Annotated in this window: 28 protein-coding genes and 1 tRNA gene; 14 read left to right on the top strand and 15 right to left on the bottom strand. The window is 57.8% G+C overall.

The genetic code is table 11. From position 1 onward, the window contains the following. Positions 1 to 168: 168 nt before the first annotated feature. The 12 genes from DSM14862_RS07545 to DSM14862_RS07490 all read left to right on the top strand — a co-directional run bounded on the left by DSM14862_RS07545 (position 169) and on the right by DSM14862_RS07490 (position 10,973). Positions 169 to 1,059 (top strand): YicC/YloC family endoribonuclease, encoded by an 891-nt coding sequence (locus DSM14862_RS07545; protein ID WP_007119655.1) that lies wholly within the window; start codon positions 169 to 171, stop codon positions 1,057 to 1,059. 72 nt (positions 1,060 to 1,131) lie between these two features. After that, positions 1,132 to 1,710 (top strand): guanylate kinase, encoded by a 579-nt coding sequence (gene gmk / locus DSM14862_RS07540; protein WP_007119654.1) that lies wholly within the window; start codon positions 1,132 to 1,134, stop codon positions 1,708 to 1,710. Further along, positions 1,707 to 2,228, top strand: a complete 522-nt coding sequence (locus DSM14862_RS07535) for a gamma carbonic anhydrase family protein (RefSeq protein ID WP_007119653.1) — start codon at positions 1,707 to 1,709, stop codon at positions 2,226 to 2,228. The genes gmk and DSM14862_RS07535 overlap by 4 nt, the downstream gene beginning before the upstream one ends. A 1-nt stretch (position 2,229) precedes the next feature. Continuing rightward, entirely contained in the window at positions 2,230 to 3,282 is a 1,053-nt protein-coding gene (locus DSM14862_RS07530) for a sensor histidine kinase (RefSeq protein ID WP_007119652.1), read from the top strand. 138 nt (positions 3,283 to 3,420) lie between these two features. Further along, positions 3,421 to 4,461, top strand: a complete 1,041-nt coding sequence (locus DSM14862_RS07525; RefSeq protein WP_007119651.1) for a substrate-binding domain-containing protein — start codon at positions 3,421 to 3,423, stop codon at positions 4,459 to 4,461. A gap of 98 nt (positions 4,462 to 4,559) precedes the next feature. Next, a complete protein-coding gene (pstC, locus tag DSM14862_RS07520) occupies positions 4,560 to 6,029 on the top strand; it encodes a phosphate ABC transporter permease subunit PstC (RefSeq protein ID WP_007119650.1) in 1,470 nt (489 codons plus the stop codon). Next, a complete protein-coding gene (gene pstA / locus DSM14862_RS07515) occupies positions 6,026 to 7,381 on the top strand; it encodes a phosphate ABC transporter permease PstA (RefSeq protein ID WP_007119649.1) in 1,356 nt (451 codons plus the stop codon). The genes pstC and pstA overlap by 4 nt, the downstream gene beginning before the upstream one ends. 15 nt (positions 7,382 to 7,396) lie before the next feature. Beyond that, positions 7,397 to 8,194: a phosphate ABC transporter ATP-binding protein PstB gene (pstB, locus tag DSM14862_RS07510; protein WP_007119648.1), complete on the top strand. Its 798-nt coding sequence runs from the start codon at positions 7,397 to 7,399 to the stop codon at positions 8,192 to 8,194. 4 nt (positions 8,195 to 8,198) lie between these two features. Then, positions 8,199 to 8,906 carry a phosphate signaling complex protein PhoU gene (gene phoU, locus DSM14862_RS07505; RefSeq protein ID WP_007119647.1) on the top strand — a complete coding sequence of 236 codons (708 nt, stop codon included), beginning with the start codon at positions 8,199 to 8,201 and terminating at the stop codon, positions 8,904 to 8,906. A gap of 4 nt (positions 8,907 to 8,910) precedes the next feature. After that, complete coding sequence (gene phoB / locus DSM14862_RS07500) at positions 8,911 to 9,600, top strand: phosphate regulon transcriptional regulator PhoB (protein ID WP_007119646.1); 690 nt, start codon at positions 8,911 to 8,913, stop codon at positions 9,598 to 9,600. A gap of 180 nt (positions 9,601 to 9,780) precedes the next feature. Continuing rightward, positions 9,781 to 10,218, top strand: coding sequence for a type II 3-dehydroquinate dehydratase (gene aroQ / locus DSM14862_RS07495; protein WP_007119645.1), 438 nt, complete (start codon positions 9,781 to 9,783; stop codon positions 10,216 to 10,218). Further along, complete coding sequence (locus DSM14862_RS07490) at positions 10,218 to 10,973, top strand: LuxR family transcriptional regulator (RefSeq protein ID WP_007119644.1); 756 nt, start codon at positions 10,218 to 10,220, stop codon at positions 10,971 to 10,973. Before aroQ ends, DSM14862_RS07490 begins: the two co-directional genes overlap by 1 nt. 313 nt (positions 10,974 to 11,286) lie before the next feature. On the opposite strand, the gene tsf is transcribed toward DSM14862_RS07490, so the two are convergent. The 5 genes from tsf to DSM14862_RS07465 form a co-directional block, all read right to left on the bottom strand. Further along, positions 11,287 to 12,162 carry a translation elongation factor Ts gene (tsf, locus tag DSM14862_RS07485; RefSeq protein ID WP_007119643.1) on the bottom strand — a complete coding sequence of 292 codons (876 nt, stop codon included), beginning with the start codon at positions 12,160 to 12,162 and terminating at the stop codon, positions 11,287 to 11,289. Positions 12,163 to 12,261: 99 nt separating this feature from the next. After that, positions 12,262 to 13,140 carry a 30S ribosomal protein S2 gene (gene rpsB / locus DSM14862_RS07480; protein ID WP_007119642.1) on the bottom strand — a complete coding sequence of 293 codons (879 nt, stop codon included), beginning with the start codon at positions 13,138 to 13,140 and terminating at the stop codon, positions 12,262 to 12,264. Between the two features lie 155 nt (positions 13,141 to 13,295). Next, entirely contained in the window at positions 13,296 to 14,132 is an 837-nt protein-coding gene (locus DSM14862_RS07475) for a lysophospholipid acyltransferase family protein (protein ID WP_007119641.1), read from the bottom strand. Then, on the bottom strand, positions 14,129 to 14,887 hold the full coding sequence (locus tag DSM14862_RS07470) for a GNAT family N-acetyltransferase (protein ID WP_007119640.1): 759 nt from the start codon (positions 14,885 to 14,887) through the stop codon (positions 14,129 to 14,131). Before DSM14862_RS07470 ends, DSM14862_RS07475 begins: the two co-directional genes overlap by 4 nt. Before the next feature lie 147 nt (positions 14,888 to 15,034). After that, positions 15,035 to 15,220 carry a DUF3553 domain-containing protein gene (locus DSM14862_RS07465; protein WP_007119639.1) on the bottom strand — a complete coding sequence of 62 codons (186 nt, stop codon included), beginning with the start codon at positions 15,218 to 15,220 and terminating at the stop codon, positions 15,035 to 15,037. 26 nt (positions 15,221 to 15,246) lie between these two features. Between DSM14862_RS07465 and DSM14862_RS07460 the strand changes: the two genes are divergently transcribed. After that, the gene (locus DSM14862_RS07460; RefSeq protein ID WP_322790845.1) at positions 15,247 to 15,852 is read left to right on the top strand and encodes a histidine phosphotransferase family protein; all 606 of its coding nucleotides are present in this window, start codon (positions 15,247 to 15,249) and stop codon (positions 15,850 to 15,852) included. A 3-nt stretch (positions 15,853 to 15,855) separates the two neighbouring features. Here DSM14862_RS07460 and DSM14862_RS07455 read toward each other — a convergent pair whose 3' ends face one another. From DSM14862_RS07455 to DSM14862_RS07420, 8 genes are all read right to left on the bottom strand, one after another. Beyond that, entirely contained in the window at positions 15,856 to 17,121 is a 1,266-nt protein-coding gene (locus tag DSM14862_RS07455) for a glutamate-5-semialdehyde dehydrogenase (protein ID WP_007119637.1), read from the bottom strand. 33 nt (positions 17,122 to 17,154) lie between these two features. Next, entirely contained in the window at positions 17,155 to 18,261 is a 1,107-nt protein-coding gene (proB, locus tag DSM14862_RS07450; RefSeq protein ID WP_007119636.1) for a glutamate 5-kinase, read from the bottom strand. Further along, positions 18,249 to 19,283, bottom strand: coding sequence for a GTPase ObgE (gene obgE, locus DSM14862_RS07445; protein WP_007119635.1), 1,035 nt, complete (start codon positions 19,281 to 19,283; stop codon positions 18,249 to 18,251). Before obgE ends, proB begins: the two co-directional genes overlap by 13 nt. 30 nt (positions 19,284 to 19,313) lie before the next feature. Further along, positions 19,314 to 19,850 carry a GNAT family N-acetyltransferase gene (locus DSM14862_RS07440; protein ID WP_007119634.1) on the bottom strand — a complete coding sequence of 179 codons (537 nt, stop codon included), beginning with the start codon at positions 19,848 to 19,850 and terminating at the stop codon, positions 19,314 to 19,316. 280 nt (positions 19,851 to 20,130) lie between these two features. Next, positions 20,131 to 20,400, bottom strand: coding sequence for a 50S ribosomal protein L27 (gene rpmA / locus DSM14862_RS07435; RefSeq protein WP_007119633.1), 270 nt, complete (start codon positions 20,398 to 20,400; stop codon positions 20,131 to 20,133). Positions 20,401 to 20,412: 12 nt separating this feature from the next. Continuing rightward, positions 20,413 to 21,102, bottom strand: coding sequence for a 50S ribosomal protein L21 (locus DSM14862_RS07430; protein WP_007119632.1), 690 nt, complete (start codon positions 21,100 to 21,102; stop codon positions 20,413 to 20,415). Positions 21,103 to 21,307: 205 nt separating this feature from the next. Next, positions 21,308 to 22,117, bottom strand: coding sequence for a DUF2059 domain-containing protein (locus tag DSM14862_RS07425; protein ID WP_007119631.1), 810 nt, complete (start codon positions 22,115 to 22,117; stop codon positions 21,308 to 21,310). Beyond that, positions 22,117 to 22,959 (bottom strand): DUF2059 domain-containing protein, encoded by an 843-nt coding sequence (locus DSM14862_RS07420; RefSeq protein WP_040701141.1) that lies wholly within the window; start codon positions 22,957 to 22,959, stop codon positions 22,117 to 22,119. Before DSM14862_RS07420 ends, DSM14862_RS07425 begins: the two co-directional genes overlap by 1 nt. Before the next feature lie 145 nt (positions 22,960 to 23,104). On the opposite strand from DSM14862_RS07420, the gene DSM14862_RS07415 reads away from it, so the two are divergent. Continuing rightward, a tRNA-Ser gene (locus tag DSM14862_RS07415) sits at positions 23,105 to 23,194 on the top strand. 226 nt (positions 23,195 to 23,420) lie between these two features. On the opposite strand, the gene DSM14862_RS07410 is transcribed toward DSM14862_RS07415, so the two are convergent. Next, entirely contained in the window at positions 23,421 to 24,776 is a 1,356-nt protein-coding gene (locus DSM14862_RS07410) for a PAS domain S-box protein (protein WP_007119629.1), read from the bottom strand. Then, positions 24,773 to 25,579, bottom strand: a complete 807-nt coding sequence (locus DSM14862_RS07405) for an alpha/beta fold hydrolase (protein WP_007119628.1) — start codon at positions 25,577 to 25,579, stop codon at positions 24,773 to 24,775. Before DSM14862_RS07405 ends, DSM14862_RS07410 begins: the two co-directional genes overlap by 4 nt. Positions 25,580 to 25,867: the final 288 nt, after the last annotated feature.

Here is a 25,867-nt window from a genome sequence, read left to right as displayed (position 1 = left end):
TTACCAAACTATTAATAGCCACGTTTAAGACCACTTTCGCCTCTCCTTCAACTAAGTGGTTAACGGGTCATCGTCAGATGCCAGGCGGTCGCGGAAGGTCGGGGGCTTGCCCCTTGCGGGGGTTTCGCCGTAAGGCAATGCATGACCGCCCTAGCAAGGAACGCGCCAATGATCAGGTCCATGACAGGTTTCGCCTCTGCCTCCGGCACGCAGGACAGCTGGAGTTGGTCTTGGGAATTGCGTGCGGTCAACGGTAAGGGACTGGACCTGCGCCTGCGCGTGCCCGATTGGATCGAAGGACTAGAGGTCGCTTTGCGCAAGCAAATGACAGCAGATGTGGCACGCGGAAACGTCACCTGCAACCTGCGCATATCTTCCACCGAAACTGCGAGCACGCAGCAGGTCAACACGGCCCACGTCGACGCGCTTCTCGATGCATTGCACGAGATTGAGACCCGCGCCATGGACGCCGGTGTGTCGCTGGCACCTTCGCGGGCGAGCGATATTCTGACCATGCGCGGTGTGTTGGAGCAGACCGATCAGGTTCAAGACATTGCCGGGTTGCGTGAAGCATTGCTGTCCGAATTCCCTGCCGTGTTAAGCGATTTTAACGCCATGCGCCGTCAAGAAGGGGCGATATTGGCCGATGTAATGCAAAACCAGCTTGGGGAAATTGAAAGCCTCGCCGCTCAGGCAGCAAGGCTTGCCAACGACCGCAAAGAAGACACCGCCGCCAACCTGCGCCGCAATCTTGCTCGGGTACTGGACAACAGCGAGGGCGCGGATGCCGACCGGGTGGCGCAGGAACTGGCGCTGATTGCCGTGAAGGCCGATGTCACCGAAGAGATCGACCGCCTTGCTGCCCATGTCGCCGCGGCACGCGCGCTGATCGGGCAGGGCGGCCCGGTGGGGCGCAAACTGGATTTCCTGATGCAGGAGTTCAACCGCGAAGCCAACACGCTCTGCTCCAAGGCGCAGAGCACGGAATTAATGACGGTCGGTCTGGCCTTGAAGGCGGTGATCGACCAGATGCGCGAACAAGTACAGAATGTGGAGTAAGACGTGACTAAGCCAAGCCGACGCGGCCTTCTGATCATCCTCAGTTCCCCCTCCGGGGCGGGCAAATCGACCATGGCCCGCGCCCTGCGCGCATGGGATCCGACGATAAATTTCTCCGTCTCCGCCACCACCCGCGCGCCCCGTCCGGGCGAGGAAGACGGCAAGGATTACCGCTTCGTCGGCGAAGAGAATTTCCGTCAGGCCGTGGCCGAAGGCGAGATGCTGGAACACGCCCATGTCTTTGGCAACTTCTACGGCTCACCCAAAGCGCCGGTGCAGGCGGCCATTGATCAGGGGCAAGATATTCTCTTTGATATCGATTGGCAGGGCGCACAGCAGATCCGCAACTCGGACCTGAACACACACACGCTGTCGATCTTCCTGCTGCCGCCTTCCATCACAGAGCTGAAACGCCGTTTGGAGAGCCGCGGGCAGGACGATGCTGAGACGATTGCCAAGCGCATGGGCAAAAGCTGGGATGAGATCAGCCACTGGGATGGCTATGACTTTGTGCTGGTGAATGATGACCTCGACCAGACCGAAGCGCGGCTGAAGTCCATCATCACCGCCGCGCGTCTGAGGCTAAGCCAGCAACCCGCGATCAAGGACCATGTCCGTCTTCTGCAATCTGAATTTGAGGAATTGAAATGACCCTTTACGCCCTCGCCGACGCCAGCCCCGAAGTCGCCCCCGAGGCATGGGTCGCCCCAGATGCAAACGTCATCGGCAAGGTGACGCTTGGGCCCGATGCCTCAGTCTGGTTCGGCAGCACCCTGCGCGGCGACAATGAGATGATCACCGTGGGGCGCGGCAGCAATGTGCAAGAGAACTGTGTATTCCATACTGATATGGGCTATCCGCTCACCGTGGGCGAAGATTGCACCATTGGTCATAAGGTCATGCTGCATGGCTGCACCATCGGCGACAACAGCTTGATCGGCATGGGGGCCACGGTCCTGAACGGCGCCAAGATCGGCAAAAACTGCCTGATCGGGGCAGGGGCGTTGATTACTGAGAACAAGGTGATACCCGACGGCTCCCTTGTGATGGGCGTACCGGGCAAAGTCGTGCGTGAGCTGGATGCCGAAGCGATCCAAAAGCTAACCGCCTCCGCCAAACACTACGCTGAAAACGCCGCGCGTTTCCGCCGCGATCTTAAACCGCTCTGACATGGCGACCACCGCCGTTACCTTGGCCGATGTCGTCGCAGCGCTGCCGCTGCCCAGTGTGGCGATCAACGCCGAAGAGCGGATCACGGTTCTGAACACGCCTGCCGAAGATTTGCTGGGCAAGGGGCTGATCGGCCGCCATTTCGTCACAGCTTTGCGCCAGCCGGCGCTGGTCAATGCGGTTGAACGCTGCTTGTCCGGCGAAGGGCCGTGCCAGGCTCGGTTCAACAGCATCGGCGGAGAGCATGGCACCACCTATGACGTGAGCCTGCGCCCCTTGGGCGACCACGGGATCGTCCTGCTCAGTTTCAACGATGTGACAGAGATGGCGCAGGCGGGACAGATGCGCCGCGATTTTGTGGCCAATGTCAGCCATGAGTTGCGCACCCCGCTGACCGCGCTCATCGGGTTTATCGAAACACTGCAAGGCCCGGCGCGCGATGATACCGCCGCGCGAGAGCGGTTTCTGGGCATCATGGCGCAAGAGGCCGAGCGCATGAACCGACTGGTGGGAGAGCTGCTGTCCCTCAGCCGGGTGGAGGCCGAAGAGCGCGTGCGCCCCGAAGCCCCGCTTGATGTGCGCGATGTCTTGGGCGGCACGCTGCGCAACCTTGGGCCCTTGGCGGCGGATAGTAATGTGACGCTGGTCCCTCAGTTGGGAGAAGAGCCTGCGCATGTCTTGGGGGATGCGGACCAGTTGATGCAGGTCTTCACCAACCTGATCGAAAACGCGATTAAATACGGGGGGCGTGACAGTTCGGTCGAAATCTCGACTGAGATTGCCTCCTACGACCCCGCCATGCGCGGCCCGGCGGTGCATGTCAGCGTCCGGGATCACGGCCCCGGAATTGATGCCATTCACCTGCCACGTCTGACCGAGCGGTTCTACCGAGTCGACAGTCACCGCAGCCGTGCGCTTGGGGGGACAGGGCTGGGGTTGGCCATCGTCAAACACATCATGAATCGCCACCGTGGGCGGCTCAAGATCACTAGTACCTCCGGACAAGGCGCTGAATTCCGCGTGATTTTGCCGATGAAAACGGAATCTGACTGAATTTTGCAGAAATTTGGTGATTCACGTCGACTGTCATGAAACTGTAACGTTGCTGTCACAAAAGCACAGCACCGCTTTCATAAACGGGGCGCAGATCACCATGGGGTGGTCACCAATTCGCATCTGACAGGAGATATCATGTCACTCGCAAAACTCACCACTTCCGCCCTGGCCATTGCTGCCGTATCCGCAACTGCTGCTGCCGCGCGTGACCAGGTGCAAGTTGCCGGTTCTTCGACCGTGCTGCCCTATGCCTCCATCGTCGCCGAAGCCTTTGGCGAAAACTTTGACTTCCCGACACCGGTCGTGGAATCGGGCGGCTCCTCGGCAGGTCTCAAGCGCTTCTGCGAAGGCGTGGGCGAGAACACAATCGACATTGCAAACGCCTCGCGCCAGATCAAAGACGCCGAAGTGGCGGTCTGTGCAGAAAACGGCGTGACCGATATCATCGAAGTTCGCGTCGGCTATGACGGCATCGTCTTCGCGTCCGACATCGATGGCAACACATTCGAATTCACCCCGACCGATTGGTACAAAGCCCTGAGCGCCAAGGTCGTCGTCGACGGCGAAGTGACCACAAACCCCTATACAACTTGGGATCAGGTTAACCCCGCATTCCCCGCCCAGCCGATCCAAGCCTTCATTCCCGGCACCAAACACGGCACGCGCGAAGTCTTTGAGGAAAAAGTGATCCTCGCAGGCTGCGAAGAAACGGGCGATCTGGAAGCCTTTGCCGAAGCGGCGGGCGGCGACGAAAAAGCGGCCGAGAAAGAGTGCATCAGCCTGCGGACCGACGGTAAATCCGTGGACATCGACGGCGACTACACAGAGACACTGGCGCGCATTGAAAGCAACCAAGACGGCATCGGCGTCTTCGGTCTGGCCTTCTATGAGAACAACACCGACAAGCTTCAGGTTGCTACCATGGGCGGCGTCGAGCCGACCACAGAGAGCATCGCCTCGGGTGATTACCCTGTGTCGCGTCCGCTGTTCTTCTACGTCAAGAAAGCCCACATCGGTGTGATCCCGGGCCTCAAAGAATACGCCGAATTCTTCGTCGCTGACGAAGTCGCTGGCCCCGACGGCCCGCTGGCCGAATACGGTTTGGTATCCGACCCCGAGCTGGCCGAGACCCAGTCCGTGGTTGCAGATGAGACCGTGCTGGGCAACGGTTCCTAAACCTCACTGACACGACACCGGGGGCGGGTGACTGCCTCCGGTTTTTCGCTTTTTGATCCACCGGGGGACATGTGGGACAAATACTGACAACAGGCGCGGTGCTGCCGCTGGTCATCCTGATCGCAGCTTTGGCACTGGGCGGGTACTTCCTTGCGCGGGGTCGGGCTTTGGCTTCGGCCCAAGGCGACAGCCGCAACCTGCATTCGCTGCCTAGCTATTATGGCTATAACGCAGTGATGAGCGTGGCCGTGCCCGCACTTTTGGTGTTGAGTATTTGGCTGCTGGTCCAGCCGATGCTGGTGCAATCTTCGGTGGTGGAAATGATCCCTGCCGGAGCGGTGCCCGAAGGGTCGTCCGTTAACCTGCTGATGAGCGATGTGCGCCGTCTGGCAGATGGGCTTGATGCTGCGGTTTCTGCTGGGGTGATCAGCGCGGAGGATGCAGCAGATTTGTCTGCCGCAGACGATCTGCGCGCTTGGCTGGCCGAGCAGGGTGTGGCGATTGGCGGCGATATCAGCCCCGAGGTGCTTGGCGCCGCTCAGGCCTTCCGCGATATGACGGCCAGGGGCAATTTCTGGCGCAACATCATCGTCGACCTGATCGCTTTGGCCGGACTGCTCATCGTCCTGCGCGAAACCAACGCAGAGTTTCGCGCCCGCAACCGGGTTGAGAGTGGCATCAAGGCACTGCTGATCCTCGCCGCATCGTTGGCGATCCTCACCACCGTGGGCATCGTGCTGTCGATGCTGTTTGAGACGATTAACTTCTTTAACCTGCATCCTTGGACCGACTTTTTCTTCGGCTCTTCCTGGGCGCCGAACTTCCGCGGTGACAGTGACCTATCGATCCTGCCGCTGCTGTGGGGGACGCTCTATATTTCGTTTATTGCACTGCTGGTGGCCGTGCCCATCGGACTTTTCGCCGCGATCTACCTGAGCGAATATGCGGGACCGAAAGTGCGTGCGACAGCTAAACCGCTTCTGGAGATCCTCGCCGGTATTCCCACAATCGTCTACGGCCTCTTTGCGCTGCTAACCGTGGGCCCGTTCCTTGTTCAAGTGTTTGGTCGTGGTGACGAAGGGCTTTTGGGCGTCGAATGGATGTCGGGGGCGACCTCGGTCCTGACCGCCGGGCTGGTTATGGGCATCATGCTGATCCCCTTCGTCTCGTCCCTGTCCGATGACATCATCAACGCAGTGCCCCAGTCGCTGCGCGACGGGTCGTTCGGCCTGGGCGCCACCCATTCTGAGACGATCCGCCAAGTGGTCATCCCCGCCGCGTTACCCGGCATCGTCGGCGCCGTTTTGCTTGCTGCCAGCCGCGCCATCGGTGAGACGATGATAGTTGTACTGGGGGCAGGGGCCATCGCCCGCATCTCTGGCAATCCGTTGGAAGCCATGACCACCATCACCACCCGCATTGTCAGCCAGTTGACCGGGGACAGCGATTTCGCCAGCCCTGAGACGCTGGTGGCCTTTGCGCTTGGCCTGACCCTCTTCGTCCTGACCTTGGGCCTGAACGTGCTGGCCCTCTACATCGTGCGTAAATATCGGGAGCAGTACGAATGAGCGATATCCCCAACCCCGCAGCCCCCATCACAGACCCGCGCGGCGCATCCTTGCTGGTGCAAGACGGGCGGACCAAACGCCGCAATGCCGCCGAGGGTCGTTTCAAACTCTATGGTATCGTAGCCATCACCATCGGCCTGTTGATGCTGCTGACGCTGCTCTTTACCATCGTCTCGCGCGGCACAGGCGCATTTCAGCAGACCTTTGTCACGCTTTCGGTTCCTCTTCTGGAAGACAAGCTCGACAAGAATGGAAACCGCGATTTGGAAGAGATCAAGAAGGTCTCAACCTTTGGCTATGCGCCATTGTTGAAGGCGGCCTTTGAGACCAAGGTCGAGGACACTGGGATCGAGACTGAACTGAAGTCCAAAGCGATGGCGGACATCTTGTCGAAAGACGCCGCCGCACAGCTTCGCGACCATGTGCTTGCGAACCCCGAGTTGATCGGTAGCGTTGTGGAATTCGAATTCCTGACCAACAGCCGCGTCGATGGCTACCTCAAAGGTCGCGTGACCCGTGAGAGCATTGCAAACGACAAGAACATCAGCGCCGAACAGCTTGATCTGGTCGACGCGCTGGTGGCTGATGGCAGCCTAGCGAAGCGCTTTAACCTCGACTTCATCACCGGCGCAGATGCCTCTGACGCGCGCCCCGAAGCGGCGGGCATGGGCGTGGCGATGATCGGTTCTTTTGCGATGATGCTGGTGGTGTTGGTGCTGGCCCTGCCCATCGGGGTCGCGGCCTCGATCTATCTTGAAGAGTTTGCGCCAAAAAACTGGATTACCGACATCATTGAGGTGAACATCAGCAACCTTGCGGCAGTGCCGTCGATTGTCTTTGGTATCCTCGGCCTTGCGGTCTTTATCAACTACATGCACCTGCCAAACTCCGCCCCCTTGGTCGGGGGTCTGGTGCTGACGCTGATGACCCTGCCGACGATCATCATCTCGACCCGCGCCTCGTTGAAATCCGTGCCGCCCTCGATCCGGGATGCGGCACTGGGGGTAGGGGCCTCGAAGATGCAATCGGTGTTTCACCATGTGCTGCCACTGGCCGCGCCCGGCATCCTGACCGGGACCATCATCGGGCTGGCGCAAGCGCTTGGCGAAACGGCCCCTTTGCTGCTGATCGGCATGGTCGGCTTCATCGCCTCCAACCCGCCGGAAAGCATCGCCGAAGGGCTAATGTCCCCGAACTCGGCCATGCCGGCCCAGATCTACGAATGGGCCAAACGCGCCGACCCGGCCTTCTATGAACGTGCTTGGGGCGGTATCATCATCTTGCTGGTGTTCCTGATCTCGATGAACGCCATCGCCGTACTGCTCCGCCGCCGCTTTGAACGGCGCTGGTAAACAGGGGACGGGACCATGAAAGACAACAGATATTCGGAGAGTGACGTGACAACCCAACCCGTCAAGATCGCGGCCCGCAGTGTGCAGGTCTACTACGGTGACAGCCACGCCATTCGTGACGTGGACATCGATATCAACGATAAAACAGTGACTGCCTTCATCGGCCCTTCGGGCTGCGGCAAGTCGACTTTTCTACGCTGTATCAATAGGATGAACGACACAATTGATGCAGCGCGCGTCACCGGTGACATTCGTATTGATGGCGAAGACATCTATGACAAACGCGTCGATCCGGTGCAGTTGCGCGCCAAGGTGGGCATGGTGTTTCAAAAGCCGAACCCGTTCCCCAAGTCAATTTATGACAACGTGGCTTATGGCCCGCGCATTCACGGGCTGGCGCGCAACAAGTCTGACCTAGACGAGATTGTCGAGCAGGCGCTCCGCCGTGGAGCGATTTGGAATGAGGTGAAAGACCGGCTCCATTCACCGGGCACCGGCCTATCGGGTGGTCAGCAGCAACGTCTGTGCATTGCCCGCGCCGTGGCCACGGAGCCCGAAGTGCTGTTGATGGATGAGCCTTGCTCGGCGCTTGACCCGATTGCCACCGCGCAAGTCGAGGAATTGATTGACGAATTGCGTCAGAACTACTCCGTCGTGATCGTCACACACTCGATGCAACAGGCCGCTCGGGTGAGCCAGAAGACGGCCTTTTTCCACCTCGGCAACCTCGTGGAATATGGCGACACCGACGACATCTTCACGCGCCCCAAAGACCCGCGCACCGAAAGCTACATCACCGGCCGTATTGGATAATATCATGTCAGATCAACACATTGCATCAGCATTCGACCGCGATCTGGAAGCCGTTCAGGCACAGATCCTCAAGATGGGCGGCTTGGTCGAAGACGCCATCCGTCGCGGCGCACAATCGCTCGAAACCCGCGACGAAGAGCTCGCCAATGAGGTGCGGGCAGGGGACAAAGCCATCGACGGGCTGGAAGAGCAGATCAACGAAAGCGCCGCTCGCGTCATCGCATTGCGCGCGCCGACGGCCATTGACCTGCGTCTGACGCTCAGCGTCATCAAGATTAGCGCCAACCTCGAACGTATTGGCGACTATGCAAAAAACATGGCCAAGCGGACCAGCGTGCTCAACCAGATGGAGCCGGTCAGCGACAGCACCGGCGCGATCCGTCGCATGGCCGGCGCGGTTGAGGCGATGCTGAAAGATGCGCTCGACGCCTATATCCAGCGCGACGCTGATTTGGCGCGCGATGTAATCACCCGCGACGAAGATGTCGACCAGATGTACAACGCTTTGTTCCGCGAATTTCTGACCTTCATGATGGAAGACCCGCGCAGCATCACGGCGTGCATGCACCTGCATTTCATTGCCAAGAACGTTGAGCGTATGGGCGACCATGTCACGGCCATTGCGGAACAGGTTGTCTATCTCGTAACCGGCGTCACGCCCGAGGAAGACCGGCCAAAAGCCGATCGCACCTCAGTGACTACGAAGGACTGAGACGATGGACGTAACACGGCCACAGGTTTTGCTGGTTGAAGATGAGCCCGCGCAACGTGAAGTTCTGGCCTATAACCTCGAAGCCGAAGGCTTTGAGGTGCGCCGCGCTGAGGATGGTGAGGAAGCCATGCTCTTGGTATCAGAGGCCGCACCTGATCTGGTGATCCTCGATTGGATGATGCCCTTGATGAGCGGCATAGAGGTGTGCCGCCAGCTTAAGACGCGCGAGAGCACGCGGCATATCCCGGTCATCATGCTGTCTGCACGCTCTGAGGAAGTCGATACCGTGCGCGGCCTTGAAACCGGTGCGGACGACTATGTGATCAAGCCGTACAATCTACGCGAACTCATGGCGCGCGTACGGACCCAGCTGCGTCGCACAAGACCCGCAGCCGCGGGCGCGCTGCTGAGCTTTGATGACATCCAGCTTGATCCAGAGCGTCACCGCGTGAGCCGCGCAGGTAGCGAGTTGAAGCTGGGGCCAACGGAATACCGGCTGCTCACAACGTTGCTGGAAAAGCCCGGCCGTGTGTTCAGCCGAGATCAGCTTCTCGATCATGTTTGGGGTCGCGATATCTATGTCGATACCCGTACCGTAGATGTTCACATCGCACGGCTGCGCAAAGCGTTGACCCGCGAAGGCGGTGGCGATCCGATCAGAACTGTACGTGGCGCGGGATATGCATTGGGATAAGCGCTTTCGCGCACCGGACACCACCGTTTAATTACATAATACCAATTATAAGTATCAATCTATATTCCACGACCCATTGTTGCGATTTTCTCGCCACAGTAGCATCTCAATGCCAGCTGATGCTGGACAGCGCCAGTTTTGCTCCGTTAACACTATCTAGATGATTGTAAGCGAGTAATTATGGCCTCTGTACTTATTTTAAACGGCCCGAACCTGAACCTATTGGGCACGCGACAGCCTGAGGTCTATGGCAAGACGACGTTGGCGGATGTCGAAGCCCTCTGTGCATCGGAAGCTGCGCGGCTTGGATTGGATATGCAGTTTGCACAGTCCAACCATGAAGGCATGATGATTGATTTGATCCATCAAGCGCGCGGCCAGCACGATGGCATTGTCCTAAATGCCGGCGCCTATACGCACACATCAATTGCCTTGATGGACGCCATTTCCTCGGTTGAGCTGCCTGTGGTCGAAGTGCATTTGAGCAATATTCATGCGCGAGAAACCTATCGCCACACCTCCTATATCGCGCCCGTTGCCCTGGGCCAAATTTGTGGTTTTGGCGCCCATGGTTATGTTCTGGCCCTTCAGGCCCTTCAGAATCGCCTCGTAAGCTGATGAATCTGCGCGACTATCTACACAAGATCGCACATAGCCCGACCATCGAAGAACTCTGGGATGCCCACACGCGACAGATGGCAGACTACGGATTCAATCGGTTGATTTATGGCTTTACGCGCTACCGAACGCCGACGTCGCTGGGGGATCCGGCAGATTTCGTCATTCTGAGCAATCAAAGCTCGGAATACCTCAAAGGCTACCTGCACAGCGGGCTCTATTTCCATGCGCCCATGGTGCGTTGGGCGCTCAACAACGAAGGCGCTTGCAGCTGGGGCGCTTTGCGTGAAATCGCGCTCGGTGAAGGTCTGACCGAAACCGAAAGCCGTGTCATTGAGTTCAACCGCTCTATGGATGTTACGGCTGGCTATACAATCAGCTTTCGTTCGATCTCGGCCCGGTCCAAAGGTGCGATTGCCCTGACAGCGAGGCCCGGCATGAGCCAAGCGGACGTTGATGCAATCTGGACCGAGCATGGGCGCGATATTCAACTGATGAATGAGATTGCGCACCTCAAGATTCTCTCCCTGCCCTATAGCAGCCCGAACCGCAGCCTTACGCGCCGCCAGTTGGAAGTCCTTGAATGGGTCGGAGATGGGAAGACCACGCAGGACATCGCCCTTTTGATGGGTCTGACTGCAGCCACCGTGGAAAAGCACTTGCGTCTCGCCCGCGAAGCGCTGTCGGTCGAGACGACGGCACAGGCCGTTCTAAAGGCTGCATTTGCGAACCAGATGTTTGTGATGGATACGTAATATATTAGGGTATGGAATACCTTACTGGAACCTAGAGTGGTAGATGGCCATGGTCCGCTAGTATCGCGGGTGTCCGCATCGGCGGTACGACGGGCCGTATATCCTTGTAATACCAAGGCTCTTTCCGGGCCGCCGGTCTCAGTCAGGTATATTTTTCACCTGGCTGACCGGGTCCCTCCCCCTTTCAGAAAGACCTGCTCGTAAGATGTCGCAATATGGCATCTGCGCTTAGCTCGACCGGCTTCAGAGGCCGCACACAAAAAAGGCGGCGCATTCCCATGCGCCGCCCTTTTTATAACTAAGCTAGAAAGGCTTAGCCTTTGGCAGCTTTTGCCACTTCGGCGGCGAAGTCTTCTTTGACGACTTCGATGCCTTCGCCAACTTCAAGACGCACGAAACCAGTGATGGTCGCGCCAATCTCTTCTGCTGCTTTGCCAACGGTCAGGTCAGGGTTCACAACGAAGGACTGGTTCAGCAATGTCACTTCGGACATGTACTTCTGCATCCGGCCAACGATCATCTTTTCGATCACGGCTTCGGGCTTGCCGCTTTCGCGGGCGATGTCCATCTGAACCTGCTTTTCTTTCTCGACAACAGCCGCGTCCAAATCAGCTTCGGACAGCGACGCCGGGTTCACAGCGGCGATGTGCATCGCGACCTGCTTGCCGAACTCTTCGTTGCCACCGTTCATGGCAACCAGAACGCCGATTTTGCCCATGCCGGGTGCGGCTGCGTTGTGCACGTAGGAAACAACGGTCTCGCCGTCGATGCTTTCCATGCGGCGCAGCGACATGTTCTCGCCGATTTTGGCGATGGCGTCGGTCAGCGTGGTTTCAACGGATTTGCCGTTGATCTCAGCCGCTTTCAGCGCTTCAACGTCATCGGCTTTCAATGCCGCGTCGGCAATGTTGCTGACCATTGACTGGAATTCAGCGTTCTTGCCAACGAAGTCGGTTTCGGAGTTCACTTCAACCGCGACACCGTGACCGCCTTCAACCTTAACGGCAACGAGGCCTTCGGCTGCTGTACGACCGGATTTCTTCGCCGCTTTGGCCAGACCTTTGGTGCGCAGCCAGTCAACGGCGGCTTCCATGTCGCCATTGCTTTCTGTCAGCGCCTTTTTGGCGTCCATCATGCCTGCGCCGGTGGTGTCGCGCAGTTCCTTGACCATGGATGCTGTGATTGCCATCTCGTGGGTCTCCTTTGGAAATAAGGGGGCAGGCCCGAGGCCCGCAAATATTGGAAATCGGGGCAGGTTACCCTGCCCCGTGTTTCAGGTCCGTGACGCTTAGCCTTCGGCTTTGGCGACGGTCTCTTTTTTGGATTCGATGTCCAGCGGCGCGTCTTTGCCCATGGCATCGTTGTGCACGGTCTCATCGGACGCATTGCCGATTTCGACACCAGTGCTTTCGCCTTCGCTCACGGCTTCTTCTTCCGGAGCTTCTTCCATGGCGCCAAGGTCAACGCCTGCCGCACCCAGCTGAGCGGACATGCCGTCGAGCGCTGCACGTGCTGCCAGATCGCAGTAGAGCGAGATGGCGCGGGCCGCGTCGTCGTTGCCAGGGATGATGTAGTCGACGCCATCGGGCGAGCAGTTGGTGTCAACCACGGCCACAACTGGGATGCCCAGTTTGTTGGCTTCGGCGATGGCCAGTGCTTCTTTTTTCACGTCGATGACGAACAGAAGGTCAGGACGACCGCCCATTTCCCGGATACCGCCCAGCGATGCTTCCAGTTTGTACTGGTCGCGCTCCATGCCAAGACGCTCTTTCTTGGTCAGGCCTTCAAAGCCGCGCTCGGACTGCTCATCGATGTTTTTCAGACGGTTGATCGACTGCGAAACGGTCTGCCAGTTGGTCAGCGTGCCGCCGAGCCAACGGTGGTTCATGTAATACTGTGCGCATTTCTCTGCGGCTTCGGCGATCGGCTGAGCAGCCTGACGCTTGGTACCAACGAAGAGAACGCTGCCGCCTTTGGCGACGGTGTCACGGATGATTTTCAGCGCATCGTCCAGCATAGGGACGGTTTGCGTGAGGTCCATGATGTGGATGCCGTTGCGTGCACCGTAGATGTACGGGCCCATACGGGGGTTCCAGCGCTGTGTCTGGTGACCAAAGTGTACGCCTGCTTCGAGCAGTTGGCGCATGGAGAACTCAGGAAGAGCCATGTCTTTATACCTTTCCGGTTTAGCCTCATCGGGGGTATGACAGCGATATGCTGCCAACCGGCGGACGTTTTGGGATTTCTCCCCAAAAGGCCCAACCCCGACTGCGGGTTCAAGTGGGGCGCGTATATGCCAGCATGCGTCGTAGCGCAAGGGGCTTATTGGTGGCTAGTCTGACCGATGCTATGCCCTGCCCGCACTGCCGCTTCGCAGGCTTGCGCCAGTGCTTTGCGGCCCGCGAAATCTGCCACGGGCAGGGCTGGGTGATAGATCACCTCAACCGCCCCCTGTTTTTGCGCGGCCAATGTCGTAAGCAGATGCACCCCGAAAGACATGTCCCCCCACCAGCCGTAAAAGCGCGCGTCCTCACCCTGGGGCGCATGATAGATCACGCTCACCGGTTGCACCGCGATCTCTTCGCGCAGTTCGGGATCAAAGAAGGCCTCAAAGAGCGTCGTCTTAAAGGGCAGCACTTGCAGCCCGTCGGTGCTGGTGCCTTCGGGAAAGAACAACAGCTTATGCCCTGCCATCAACCGGGTGCGAAAGACCTCGGTCTGGCTGCGCGCCTCGGCCCGGTCGCGGCGGATGAATACGGTGCCTGTGGCCCGTGCCAACCAACCGATGCCGGGCCACCCTGCCACTTCGGATTTAGAGACAAAGTAAATCCGCTTTGCCGCATTCAGCGCGAAAATATCCAGCCATGATGTATGGTTTGCCACTACCGCGCCGCGCCGCTCCATCGGTATGCCTTGCCGGAAAAAGCGCATTCCCAGTACCCAAAAGGCCGCGCGACAGACGGTCTGCGTGATAAAAGGCGTCACGGGCCGGTGCAGCCCAAAGATCGGCCGCTCGATCAACCGTAGCAACAACAAGATCAAAAGGCCGCCAAAAACCAAAAGCGCGAGGAGCGTACCGCGTAGGACCACCCTCAGCGTGCCGGCGAGGGTTAGGCGCAGGTTGGGCGGTGGCTGGTCACTGTCCCAAGTTGTGGTCATGCAGCGCTCCCGCCGTAAATCCGCGATTGGCGCGCACTCATCTGTTTCGTATCAAGGATCAGGCAAACATCCGTGGTGTTGAAGGCGCGGTCAATATATGCCCCCTCGCCCACACACCCTCCCAGCCGGAGGTAGGCCTTGATCAAGCTGGGCACTGCAAGCATGGCTTTGCGGCGGTCGAGGTCGGGCTCGGCGATCAGGTCCATCGGTGCAAATTCCCGGGCGCGCACGCGCAATTCAGGCGGCGCAAGGTGCCGGTGATGCAGCAGCGAGAGCGGCTCGGCTAAGGTAGCCGTATCGGTGCCATGAAAGCTCGCCACGCCGAACAGAACTTCGATCTCATGCTCTGCCACATAGCGTGCCAATGCGCCCCAAAGATGGTGCATCGCAGCACCACCCCGGTAAGCCGGGTCGAGACAAGATCGCCCTAATTCCAAAAGCTTGCGCCCTGATTGAACCAGCGGCGTCAGGTCATATTCAGCCTCTGAGTAGAAGCCTCCTGCCCGCGCCGCCATGTCTGCACGCATCACCCGGTAGACGCCAGCCAGTTTACCGTTCCGTAGATCCGTCAACAGCAGGTGGTCAAAGAAGGGATCAAACCGGTCCTGCTCCAGCCCCGCCGCATGATCCACCATCGCGCCGCTGCCACCCAGCTCTTGAACAAAGACCTCATAGCGCAGCCGTTGCGCGGCCTGCACATCGGCGTCCGTTTGCGCCAGTCTGACCTGAAAATCTGCTGCAACGCCCCGCGGCATCGGCCAATCCTGTGCCCAAAAGAAAGTTTCTGCCTGATAGGCAATCAGACCCCAAGGCGCAACACTTGCCAGATCGACAGCACTCAGGTACTCTCCTTATAGTTGCATAACTGAAAATTTGCTCCACCATTAAGGATTTGGAAAGGGTCATCCCTCATCAAAGACCGGTATTAATTCCAAGCGAAAGCTGTCTATGACCATCTTGCCCTGGTCACGAAAGTTGACCGTCACCTTGCCGCCAATGTTGCTTTGTACCTGGCCCGCGCCCCATTCGGGGTGTTGCGGATGCATGACCAACATGCCGGGGCTCAGCAGCGCATTTAGATCATCCATGCCTTTTCCAATCATTCAGGGAGGCCATGATGGGCCCAATTAATCTCGACCTACCTGCGCTTATCGGCAGCCGTATCTGCCATGACTTAATATCGCCCATCGGTGCCATCAACAACGGCCTAGAACTGCTCAACATGGCGGGCACCGGGGCCGCTCCGGGGCCAGAGCTTGAGTTGATTGGCCAAAGCGTGGAAAGCGCCTCTGCGCGCATTCGCTTTTTCCGCATAGCCTTTGGTGCCTCTGGTGATCAGGCCATGGGCCAAGGTGAGGTGACGTCGATATTACGCGACCTTTACACCGACACACGGATCGAAATTGATTGGCAAATCACGGCTCCGCAGTCGCGTGACTGTGTGCGGATGGCATTCCTTTCGCTCATGTGTATGGAAACGGCTTTGCATCATGGGGGGCTTATCACCATTGCCGAGCAGGCAGGCAAATGGCGCCTGCAAGCTGAAGCCGATAAAATCGCCGTAGAGCCTGAGCTTTGGGCATTGCTGTCCAAAGTGGATCAAGACCTGCAGCTTCAGCCCGCGCAGGTTCAATTCGCGCTGCTGCCAATCCTTGCCCGGGCGCAAGGCAAAGAAATCAGCCTGACTAACACGGAAACGGTTCTGACCCTGTCCTTTTAAGCGTTAGCTGCGCACCGTCCCGTCACCGCGTACAATATACTTAAAGCTCGTCAACTGCGTGGCCCCCACTGGGCCACGCGCATGAAGTTTGCCCGTAGCGATCCCAATCTCTGCCCCCATCCCAAACTCGCCGCCATCGGCGAATTGGGTCGATGCATTGTGCATCAGAATTGCGGAATCCAGCCCGTTCAAGAATTTAGCCGCGGTTTGGCTGTTCTCCGTCAAAATACAATCCGTATGACCCGACCCATACTTCCCGATATGGGCCATGGCGGCCCCGACATCCGGTACCGAGCGCGCCGCAACGATCATGTCGAGGTATTCCTGCCCCCAGTCAGTCTCATGCGCTGGCACCGTGCCGGTAATATCTTGCAAACCCGTATCGGCGCGCACTTCGACGCCCGCATCGATCAAGGCACGGATCACGCCTTGCCCAATTGTTTTTGCGATATCTTGGTGGATTAACAGGCATTCAGCCGCGCCGCAGATACCGGTGCGCCGTGTCTTGGCGTTCAACACCACCTTCAATGCTTTTTCTGGGTCGGCGTCGGCATCAATGTAGATGTGCACGATCCCCTCAAGGTGAGCAAAGACAGGCACCCGAGCCTCTCGTTGAACGAGGCCAACCAGCCCCTTGCCACCACGGGGCACAATCACATCAATGGTATCGGTCATGGTAAGCATCTCGCGCACCGCAGCGCGGTCGCGCGTTGGCACCAGTTGCACCGCATCTTCGGGCATGCCGGCATCTCGAAGCCCTTGCTGCAAACAGCGGTGGATCGCGCGGGACGAATGAAAACTCTCAGATCCGCCGCGCAAAATGACCGCATTTCCCGCTTTGAGGCAGAGCGCCCCTGCGTCGGCGGTTACATTGGGGCGCGATTCATAGATGACGCCAATAACCCCCAAGGGCGTGCGCACGCGCTGGATGTTCAACCCTGTCGGCTGGTCCCATTCCGCGATGATTTCACCAACAGGATCAGCTTGTTCCGCGACGGACCGCAATCCGTCGACCATGCCACGAATGCGCTCTTCGTCGAGCATCAGGCGGTCCATCATGGCGTCTGACAGGCCCTTGTCGCGGCCATACTCAAGGTCTTTGGCATTGGCGTCGATAATCTCAGCCCGGCATCTCCAAACAGCTTCGGCAGCGCCAATCAGCGCCGCGTGTTTGCGCTCTGCACTTGCTGTGGCCAATTGCGCCGCAGCCGTTCGGGCGCGGGCGCCAATATCGGCCATCAATTCGGGAATATTTTCGATTTCATTCATAGCCTTATGTCCCTGTCTTGATGTTGCTTGCGTCTATAGCGCCATGTCGTCCCGGTGGACGAGCGCCGCGCGCCCCGGATAGCCCAATATCGCTTCGATCTCTGTGCTCTTGCGGCCTTTGATCTGATTGATCTCCTCCGCAGAATAGCGGCTAAGGCCATGCCCCACAGCATGGCCTGCGGGGTCGAACATGGCGATACTGTCACCACGTTCAAATTTGCCCGCGACCGCCGTCACCCCTGCTGGCAGCAAAGAAGTCCCCCGTGCCAGAGCAGAGACCGCACCCGCGTCTAGGGTCACCCCGCCGCGCGGCTTCATCGCTGCAATCCAGCGCTTGCGCGCAGCTTGCGGATCGCTCTGAGCGCTAAACCAAGTGGCATTTGCCCCGGCCTCCAAAGCAGAAAGCGGACGCATGACAAATCCGTCGGTGATTGCCATCGCGCAACCCGCTGCCGTCGCAGTGCGCGCCGCCATCAACTTGGTCTTCATGCCCCCTTTTGACAGGCCAGACCCCGCATCACCTGCCATCGCTTCTATCTCGGGCGTGATCGTGTCGACCACATCATAGCGCTTCGCGTCTGGATCCTGCGTGGGATTGGCGCTGTAGAAACCGTCAACATCTGACAGCAGGATCAACTGATCCGCCCCCACCGTCACAGCAATCTGCGCGGCAAGACGGTCGTTGTCACCAAAGCGGATTTCGTCGGTGGCAACCGTGTCATTCTCGTTGACAATCGGCACCACGCTGAGGGAAAGCAACTGCTCCAGCGTCGCGCGGCTGTTTAGGTAGCGGCGCCGATTGGCGCTGTCTTCGAGCGTCACAAGCACCTGTGCCGTGGTGATACCATGGGGCTCCAGAACCTCTTCATAGGCGCGGGCCAGGCGAATTTGCCCAACCGCTGCCGCCGCCTGCGCCTGTTCCAGCGCTAAGACGGTCGACGGCAAACCCAAGACGCCGCGGCCAAGCGCGATGGAGCCTGACGAAACCAGTACAACATCGCAGCCCAACCCTTTGAGCCACAACACATCTTGCGCCAAACCGCTTAGCCAATCACGGCGCAAGGTGCCGCTGTTGCGGTCGACTAAAAGCGCGGAGCCGATCTTGATAACGACACGGCGGGCGGTGCTTAGGGTTGCCAAGTCTCTTCTTCCTCAGAGGTGCGGTAACGCAGACGGTCATCGTCGATGTTTTGGCGCAGAGTCCGAAGCACTTCTGTGACGCCTTCACCGGCCACGCCGGACATCATCATGACATCGCCACCTGAGGCTTTTTCCAATTCTTTCAAACGCTCTGCGCGCTCTTCTTCATCCAAAGCATCAACTTTGTTTAACACAGTTACACGCGGTTTTTCTGCCAGTTCACCACCATAGGCTTCCAGCTCGCCGATGATGGTACGACAGTCTTCTGCAACGGTTTCAGATGTGCCGTCGATCAGGTGTAACAACACCGCGCAACGCTCTACGTGGCCAAGAAAAAGATCGCCAAGCCCGCGGCCTTCGGATGCCCCTTCGATAAGGCCGGGAATATCGGCGACGACGAATTCTGTGTTATCCACGCCGACCACCCCAAGATTCGGGTGTAGCGTGGTGAAAGGGTAATCTGCAATCTTAGGCCGCGCATTCGATGTGGCCGCCAAAAAGGTCGATTTACCCGCATTCGGGAGCCCTAAAAGACCAACATCCGCAATCAGTTTCAGCCGCAGCCAAAGCGTGCGTTCGACACCTTCTTGGCCGGGGTTCGAGCGCCGCGGTGCTTGGTTGGTGGACGACTTGAAATGCAGGTTGCCCCAACCGCCGTTGCCGCCACGCGCCAATTGCACGCGCTGGCCCAGTTCTGTCAGATCGCAAATCACCGTCTCCTGATCTTCATCAAGAATCTCGGTGCCTACGGGCACACGCAGGATGATGTCGTCGCCATCCTTACCGGTACGCTGCTTGCCCATGCCGGGCTGGCCGTTCTTGGCGAAGAAGTGCTGCTGGTAGCGAAAGTCGATCAGCGTATTGAGGCCATCCACCGCTTCGGCCCAAACCGAGCCGCCCGTACCGCCATCGCCGCCGTCAGGGCCACCATATTCAATGTATTTCTCGCGCCGGAACGACACGCAGCCGCCCCCACCGCCACCGGATCGGATGTAGACTTTGCACAGGTCGAGAAACTTCATGGTCTTGCCTTTCAGGCGCGGTAAACGGTCCTATAGCTTGCGGCTATAGGTCCATGTGGGTACGGCAGCATCGCGGGCCAAGCAATAGATTTCCGCGTCGCCGAGATAGACAAATCCGGCGTTGGTCAGCACCTTGGCCGAGGCCGGGTTGTCGTGGAAAACAGAGGCAAAAAGCGCGTCGTTGCCCAAAGGATTGGCATCGACCAGCGCCTGCACTGCATCAGACGCCAGATGGGTGTTCCAAAAAGCGGGAGCGACCCAATAGCCGACTTCGGACTGGTTGCGATCAAGCCGGGTCAGGGAAATTACCCCCATGACTTCAGAGCTTTCCTCGCGCGTACCATCCATGACCCAGACAGTTTCTTCCCTGTCATCAGCCATGGCCCGGGTGATATAGGCCTCGACGCTGCCGGGCGGCAGCGGATGCGGGATCGAAGATGTCGATTTGGCCACGCGCGGGTCGCTGGCATACATCTCAATCAGTCCCATATCCGAGCGGCGCACCGGGCGTAGGTCAAATCGATCGGTTTCAATCAAGGGTTGGTTAACTATTGAGTCCATCTGCATCGTCATGTTCCTCCTCCGAACAGACTGAATATCGGGGTATGGCCTAAATGGGTGGCCGAGCCCCCGAACACCGAGTCTAAGTTAAATCCGGTATATTCCTCCCAACCGAATGTAACGTTTTCGCCAAATCTACGCGTTTTTGCCCCGCTGAGCGCTTTACCGCGTTCGAGCGTGAAAGGCCCATTAACTGATAATGAAAACATGGGAAGCTTCCCGTAAAAAGAAAAGGGACCGGCGGTATCGCCGATCCCTGATTTTTTCAAACCCTTTGGGGTACGGCTTATTCAGCGGCCTCCGCGCGTGGCAGAACCGAAATAAACGTGCGGTTTTTCAGACCCTTGTGGAAGGTCACAGCGCCGTCGACGGTTGCAAAGATCGTGTGATCTTTGCCCATGCCAACGCCGTTGGCTGGCCAAAACTTGGTGCCGCGCTGACGCACGATTATGTTGCCAGGGATAACGGCTTCGCCGCCATATTTCTTAACGCCAAGGCGACGACCAGCTGAGTCGCGCCCGTTACGGGATGAACCGCCTGCTTTTTTATGTGCCATCTCGGTCTCTCCTTAGCCTTTGGTCTTTTCTTTGGCCTGATCGACCCAGCCTTCACGCTGGATACGGCCTTTGAAAGACAGTTTCTCGTCAACTTCAGCGATATCCGCTTCGGTCCATGCTGCGATCTGAGCGAAGGAGGTGATACCCGCTTCGTGCAGCTTCTTCTCAAGTGCCGGGCCAACGCCGCTCAGCTCTTTCAGGTCGTCGGAACCCGCGTCGGCTTTCTTGGCCTTCGGCGCGGCTTTCTCGGCCTTCGCCTTAGGTGCGACAGCCTTCTTGCTCTTGGCTGGCTTTGCAGCGTCATCGGACTTGCCGGTGATCGCAGCAACAGCAGCAGCGCTTACGGAGCCGGTGCCGATGGCAGCAGCAACGCCCGACTTATCCGCGCCCGAGGACAGGATGTCGGTGATCTTGATCAAGGTCAGTTTCTGACGGTGACCTTTGGTACGCTTGGAAGAGTGCTTCCGGCGACGCTTGACGAAGTTGATAACCTTTTCGCCTTTGATCTGGTCAACGACTTCGGCCTGAACGCCTGCATCTTTAACCATAGGCGCGCCGAGCACGGGGCTATCGCCGCCCAGCATCAGCACTTCGTTAAACTGGACTGTTTCGCCAGCATTGGCCGCAATACGTTCAACCCGCAGCATATCGCCGGATTGTACTTTGTATTGCTTGCCGCCTGTCTTGATGACCGCAAACATGCGTCTTCCTTTTCTGTCATCCGCGTTCTGTGGCCCCCGGTGGGTGTTGTGGAATGGCCTTCTAGCCAATCCGCCTCGAACAGCGCGCCCATGGGGCGTCATTAAAAATCAATCCCTAAGACGGATTACCCGCCGGGATGCGGGCTTATCTTCGGAATGGGGGCTTAAGTCAAGCAGGTTTTCGGGCTCAGCGGCAAGACGACTGTCAAAGGTCTTCAGCCACCATATTTAACGCCACCGTCCGGCCCAAGGCATAGGAAGTATCCTCATATGCTCGGCCAAAACCATCGAACAACGCGCGGTTCAACGCGCGTCCCGCACTTGTTTCGGCAAAGGTGGCATAACGCGCAACCTCGGCGTCATCCAGTGGATAATAGGCCAGCAACATATAGGCGTACACCCAGACAGAGGTATCTTCGGTCACCGCGTCCAGATCGGCGCCAATATCGGCCAGCAGCTCTTCATCGCTGTCCTCCAAAGCGCCACCATCGCGCATTCCGCGCAGGAACTGAAAATTGCTGTTCAAGGCCGTGCTTACGTTACGGTCGACCATGTCGGCTGCATCGATCAATCGGCCAACCAGCTTAATTCGGGGATCATCATCGCCTGCCAGCACGCCGTAGTTGGCCCGGGCGATCTGCTCAACTTCACGCTCAGAGATGGCGGCGCGGGCGGCGTTCTCAAGAGCGATGATCCGACCGCCCAAGTCCGATGCGTAAAAGGCGATCGCGCTTTCTACCTCGGCGGGCTGCATCGTTTCTTCGAGCGCGCGGCGGACCATCTCGACCATCCGGTCTGCATCGTGAATGCGATCGACCTGCATCTGCCAGCCCGGACCGCCCTGCCCGCCCAACATGTCTTGGTTCAACGCATCCGCGTGGGCACGCCCCTCGTCACTAAGAATCGCCGCCGCTTGCCGAAGCTCCAATAGATCGACAAGCACGGTCATTCGCGCATCTGCCCAAGCGGGCAACGTCAAAAGCCACAAAACGGGCGCGAAGAACCACGCGCGCATTAAAGGTCCTGACTGGGCTGCATGGCGGCCAAACGGGCGGCCACAGCCTCAAAACGATTGGCCATGATCTCATATTGAACGGCATTCATCAGCGTATAGACCTGCTGCATTTTCGGATGCTCCAGCGCTTCGGCATAGGCTTCAAGGTCATCATCCGAAAAGGATTGGTAGGTATAAGCGCCATTGGCCAGCGCATTTTCGGCAATTTGGGCGCCCAATTCATCTGCCTGTGCGCGCATCGCCTCACGCAGATCCGGCTCTTCCATCTGCAACTCGATGACCCCGGCCCCGGCAGCTGCAAGAAGGAACCGTATCTGCACCTCCTGTATGGCCCGGACCGAGATTTCTTCGACATCGCTCGCCACGTTGAGCCGCCGCAAAGTCTCCAACCGCGGGGACTCGATTCCTGCGAGCCCTGCGATAATCGCGGCACCGCTTTCAGCCTTTAATCCGTCATCCTCGGTCATATGCGCTTTGTTCTCAACTTCGACCAAACGCTTGCCAAGATCGCTGGCGTAAAAATCAGCCGCGTGCTCCAGTTGATCGTCGCTTAATGTTTCGGCCAGAATATCCATGGCCATACCGTGCATCAGGTCGGTATCAAACACGTCCTGCACCAAACGAGACCATTCCGAACCGAAGTCCTCGGTCTGCAGCCCCAGCATTTCAGGGGCAGAATCGGCAGAAAGCCGGATGCTGTCCAACGCGACGTCAAAACCGGTCACCTCCAAAAAGCGCTCCAACGCTCCGCGCTCTGCTGCGCGCAGCGGGAGGGCAAGTGCAACCAACACGACGAATGCCATGAGCAACGGAGCAGCGATTGAACGATTTTGACGGAACATGAGCTGTCCTTTCGAAGAATACTCCCTTTGAACTTAGGCCTTCCATGCCCCGGCGCAATGAAAAACCCCTAACTTTCCCTTGATGCGCAAAACCCCTCTTGCCACTGCCAGAAAACGCGACTAAACGGGCCACCCAGACCCCCGCGGAGAGGTGCCGGAGTGGTCGAACGGGGCGGTCTCGAAAACCGTTGAGCCTTCACGGGTTCCCAGGGTTCGAATCCCTGTCTCTCCGCCACTATACTCCTGAAATTATGTAGTATTGTGCAATCCGCCCAGATGGGCAGATACCGATGATAATGCCCAATTTCGGCTTAGCTTGACGACTTCTCTGCCCACCCGACTGCGCCAATTACGCCAAGGCGCGCGAATTGGGATGGTTCAAAACGACAAAGCCCCGCTGGGCGGAGCTTGGAGCCGAGAAGGACTATCATGCAGAAGTTTAAAAACTTACTCAGTAACTTCTACTCTGTCATCTTTACGAGAGGTGCGCTGAAAAACCAGCGAAATCCGTCTGGGTGGAATTCACGCTGTGTTTCTCCTGACGTAATTCCTTGGAGAATAGGGCCGGTCACTTGAGAACCAAAGCCCATTCTTTCCGGTGCAGAAACCGGCGGTCCACCTGATTCAACCCAAGAAATTTCGAGTTTCGGGTCCGGTCCTTGCGCAACCACCCAAGACAGAGTGACCGAGCCAGTATCCTTGGATAACCCGCCATATTTGGCAGCGTTTGTTGCCAACTCAAAAAGTGCCATACCTATAGCTTGGGATGTAGCCTCGTTCATCTGAACAGTCGGACCACTTACCGTTATACGAGGGTCTTCGGGGGTAACTAGATGTGCGAATTGGGATCGGGCCAGCGTTTCTAAATCAGCATGGTTTCCCCGACTATTAAGCAGGGTATCTTGATTTGACGTCAAACTGGCCAAACGCTTGCTAAACGCTGAAAAAAACTCTGATCCTTCGTACATGCGCGCTGTCTGCCGGGCGATAACTTGTACGACCGCAATCAGGTTTTTGGATCGGTGATTAACTTCTTGCAATAGGGTTTGAATATGAGCCTCAGATGCCTTGCGTGCACTGATGTCGCTGTAGGTTGCGACAAAGCCACTATACTCTTGGGTCACATCATGAATGGCTGCAATGCTTCGTTCCACCTGCACCCGGTGACCATCCTTATGGAGCCTCTCCGTCTCACTTCTCACAGTCTCGCCAGAGGTAATGCGCCGCAAATCGTCCCCGAGACCTTTCCGATCATCTGGCGGCACCAAAATCTCGTCAAATTTCTGTCCGATGACTTCTGCTTCGGAGTAGCCGAACAATTGCTCGGCAGCAGGATTCCATGCGCGAATGGTCCCGTCCATGCGCACCGACATGATGGCATAGGGTGACGATCCGACGAGCACTTTGAACGCTTCACTTTCGCGCCGCTTTGCCACCAGTTCATGTTCAAACGCTTGGCGTTGCTCATTGCGGAACATGCTGAACTGGGCACTCACCATGCGACCCTTTGACAAGGTCGCACGCCCATTCATGAAAACAGCCACGCGCGTGCCGTCAGGGCGTTCAAGCTCAAGAGATACTTCAGAAAAGTGACCGTTCACGAGCAGAAGTGGGCGCAGATGCGTTTCGAAATAAATGCGACCCGCCCGCGACAAAATATCCACGAAGCGAACGCCACTGCCCTGCTCAGCAGCATCCATACCCAGCCACTGCCGAAGGAAAGCATTCGTTTTTTCAAGTTGACCCGACGCGTCCATGACCGCAAGACCGCAAGGCCATTGGTCAAAATCCGTCAGACATTCGGAACTATCGCTCATATATTGATGCGCGGCCGCACAAAGTCAGCAAGCACCTTTATTGTCTCTTCTGGATAGCTCATGTGTGGGCAGTGACCCGTTGCGTCCAGCACCGTCAACTCCACATCCTGCATATTTTCTGTCAACCAAGTCCAGACAGAGGGTGGCACCAGAATATCGTCTTTGCATTGCAATACCAAGGTAGGCTGTGCAATCGCCCTCACGTCGTTACGATGGTCGCTGAGAAACGTAACCCTTGCAAAATGTTTCGCGATATCCGGATCCGTTTGGCAAAAGCTATCTGTCAATTCATGGCCGAGTTCTGGACGGTCTGCTGCCCCCATAATCTGCGGCGCCATCTCTTGCGCCCACCCCAAATAATTTACATCGAGAACATTCAGCAGCCCAACAAGATCGCTCCGCTCGAAGCCGCCGACATAGGAGTTATCGTTAGCATAACTGGGTGACGGGCAAATCATAGCCAGTTTCCCTATCAAATCCGGGCGACGTGTGGCGGCGAGCCCGATTGTCATCGCGCTTACAGAGTGGCCGACGGCAACGACGTCCTTCAATTGAAGTTCATCCAATATCGCGATCAAGTCATCCGCATGACCATCCAATGTGGCATAGCGGGCCATGTCATAATGCGTCGTTTCAGACTTCCCGTACCCCATGAGATCATAGGTAACGACACGGGAATCCTTCGCAAAAACTGGGGCCACCTTGCGCCACATGCCACTGTCACAACCGTAGCCGTGCAAAAATACGATAGCCTCGTCGCCAGACCCGGTGGTGTTGACGGCACAACGTTCAACTGTAGACATCCTGCTCTCCATTCGGTCCGAAAAAACATAGACGGCATTCCTATACCGTGGTTCTAAACCGGCGCAAAGAGGCAGCATTTGCGGGCGGGGCCGACGGCATGAGTTCCGCGGTTCTCTTACGGCAAAGTGCTACCGCCCAATGCAAATATCTCAGCTTTCGTCCTACCTTAGCCGGTCTGGCCACTGTGCATAGAATGCAAACCTATCATATCGTCCGTCCTATTGGCGAGCACAACCGCCACCTTCGGCGTTTTCCGTTAAGGTAGAGTGGAACCCATCGTGGCGGCG

The organism is Sulfitobacter indolifex (assembly GCF_022788655.1).
GTDB classification, from domain to species: domain Bacteria; phylum Pseudomonadota; class Alphaproteobacteria; order Rhodobacterales; family Rhodobacteraceae; genus Sulfitobacter; species Sulfitobacter indolifex.
This window is presented reverse-complemented; position numbering and strand designations above follow the sequence as displayed.

Coding starts and splice junctions, on each gene's coding strand:
- DSM14862_RS07425 (WP_007119631.1), bottom strand. CDS start 22,117: ATGCGCGCGTGGTTCTTCGCGCCCGTTTTGTGGCTTTTGACGTTGCCC.
- aroQ (WP_007119645.1), top strand. CDS start 9,781: ATGGCCTCTGTACTTATTTTAAACGGCCCGAACCTGAACCTATTGGGC.
- DSM14862_RS07430 (WP_007119632.1), bottom strand. CDS start 21,102: ATGTTTGCGGTCATCAAGACAGGCGGCAAGCAATACAAAGTACAATCC.
- DSM14862_RS07465 (WP_007119639.1), bottom strand. CDS start 15,220: ATGGATGATCTAAATGCGCTGCTGAGCCCCGGCATGTTGGTCATGCAT.
- DSM14862_RS07405 (WP_007119628.1), bottom strand. CDS start 25,579: ATGTCTACAGTTGAACGTTGTGCCGTCAACACCACCGGGTCTGGCGAC.
- DSM14862_RS07490 (WP_007119644.1), top strand. CDS start 10,218: ATGAATCTGCGCGACTATCTACACAAGATCGCACATAGCCCGACCATC.
- DSM14862_RS07535 (WP_007119653.1), top strand. CDS start 1,707: ATGACCCTTTACGCCCTCGCCGACGCCAGCCCCGAAGTCGCCCCCGAG.
- DSM14862_RS07420 (WP_040701141.1), bottom strand. CDS start 22,959: ATGTTCCGTCAAAATCGTTCAATCGCTGCTCCGTTGCTCATGGCATTC.
- DSM14862_RS07410 (WP_007119629.1), bottom strand. CDS start 24,776: ATGAGCGATAGTTCCGAATGTCTGACGGATTTTGACCAATGGCCTTGC.
- DSM14862_RS07475 (WP_007119641.1), bottom strand. CDS start 14,132: ATGACCACAACTTGGGACAGTGACCAGCCACCGCCCAACCTGCGCCTA.
- pstA (WP_007119649.1), top strand. CDS start 6,026: ATGAGCGATATCCCCAACCCCGCAGCCCCCATCACAGACCCGCGCGGC.
- DSM14862_RS07530 (WP_007119652.1), top strand. CDS start 2,230: ATGGCGACCACCGCCGTTACCTTGGCCGATGTCGTCGCAGCGCTGCCG.
- phoB (WP_007119646.1), top strand. CDS start 8,911: ATGGACGTAACACGGCCACAGGTTTTGCTGGTTGAAGATGAGCCCGCG.
- gmk (WP_007119654.1), top strand. CDS start 1,132: ATGGCCCGCGCCCTGCGCGCATGGGATCCGACGATAAATTTCTCCGTC.
- DSM14862_RS07440 (WP_007119634.1), bottom strand. CDS start 19,850: ATGCAGATGGACTCAATAGTTAACCAACCCTTGATTGAAACCGATCGA.
- tsf (WP_007119643.1), bottom strand. CDS start 12,162: ATGGCAATCACAGCATCCATGGTCAAGGAACTGCGCGACACCACCGGC.
- DSM14862_RS07460 (WP_322790845.1), top strand. CDS start 15,247: ATGATGGGCCCAATTAATCTCGACCTACCTGCGCTTATCGGCAGCCGT.
- obgE (WP_007119635.1), bottom strand. CDS start 19,283: ATGAAGTTTCTCGACCTGTGCAAAGTCTACATCCGATCCGGTGGCGGT.
- pstB (WP_007119648.1), top strand. CDS start 7,397: ATGAAAGACAACAGATATTCGGAGAGTGACGTGACAACCCAACCCGTC.
- DSM14862_RS07470 (WP_007119640.1), bottom strand. CDS start 14,887: ATGCCGCGGGGCGTTGCAGCAGATTTTCAGGTCAGACTGGCGCAAACG.
- DSM14862_RS07545 (WP_007119655.1), top strand. CDS start 169: ATGATCAGGTCCATGACAGGTTTCGCCTCTGCCTCCGGCACGCAGGAC.
- rpmA (WP_007119633.1), bottom strand. CDS start 20,400: ATGGCACATAAAAAAGCAGGCGGTTCATCCCGTAACGGGCGCGACTCA.
- DSM14862_RS07455 (WP_007119637.1), bottom strand. CDS start 17,121: ATGAATGAAATCGAAAATATTCCCGAATTGATGGCCGATATTGGCGCC.
- phoU (WP_007119647.1), top strand. CDS start 8,199: ATGTCAGATCAACACATTGCATCAGCATTCGACCGCGATCTGGAAGCC.
- DSM14862_RS07525 (WP_007119651.1), top strand. CDS start 3,421: ATGTCACTCGCAAAACTCACCACTTCCGCCCTGGCCATTGCTGCCGTA.
- rpsB (WP_007119642.1), bottom strand. CDS start 13,140: ATGGCTCTTCCTGAGTTCTCCATGCGCCAACTGCTCGAAGCAGGCGTA.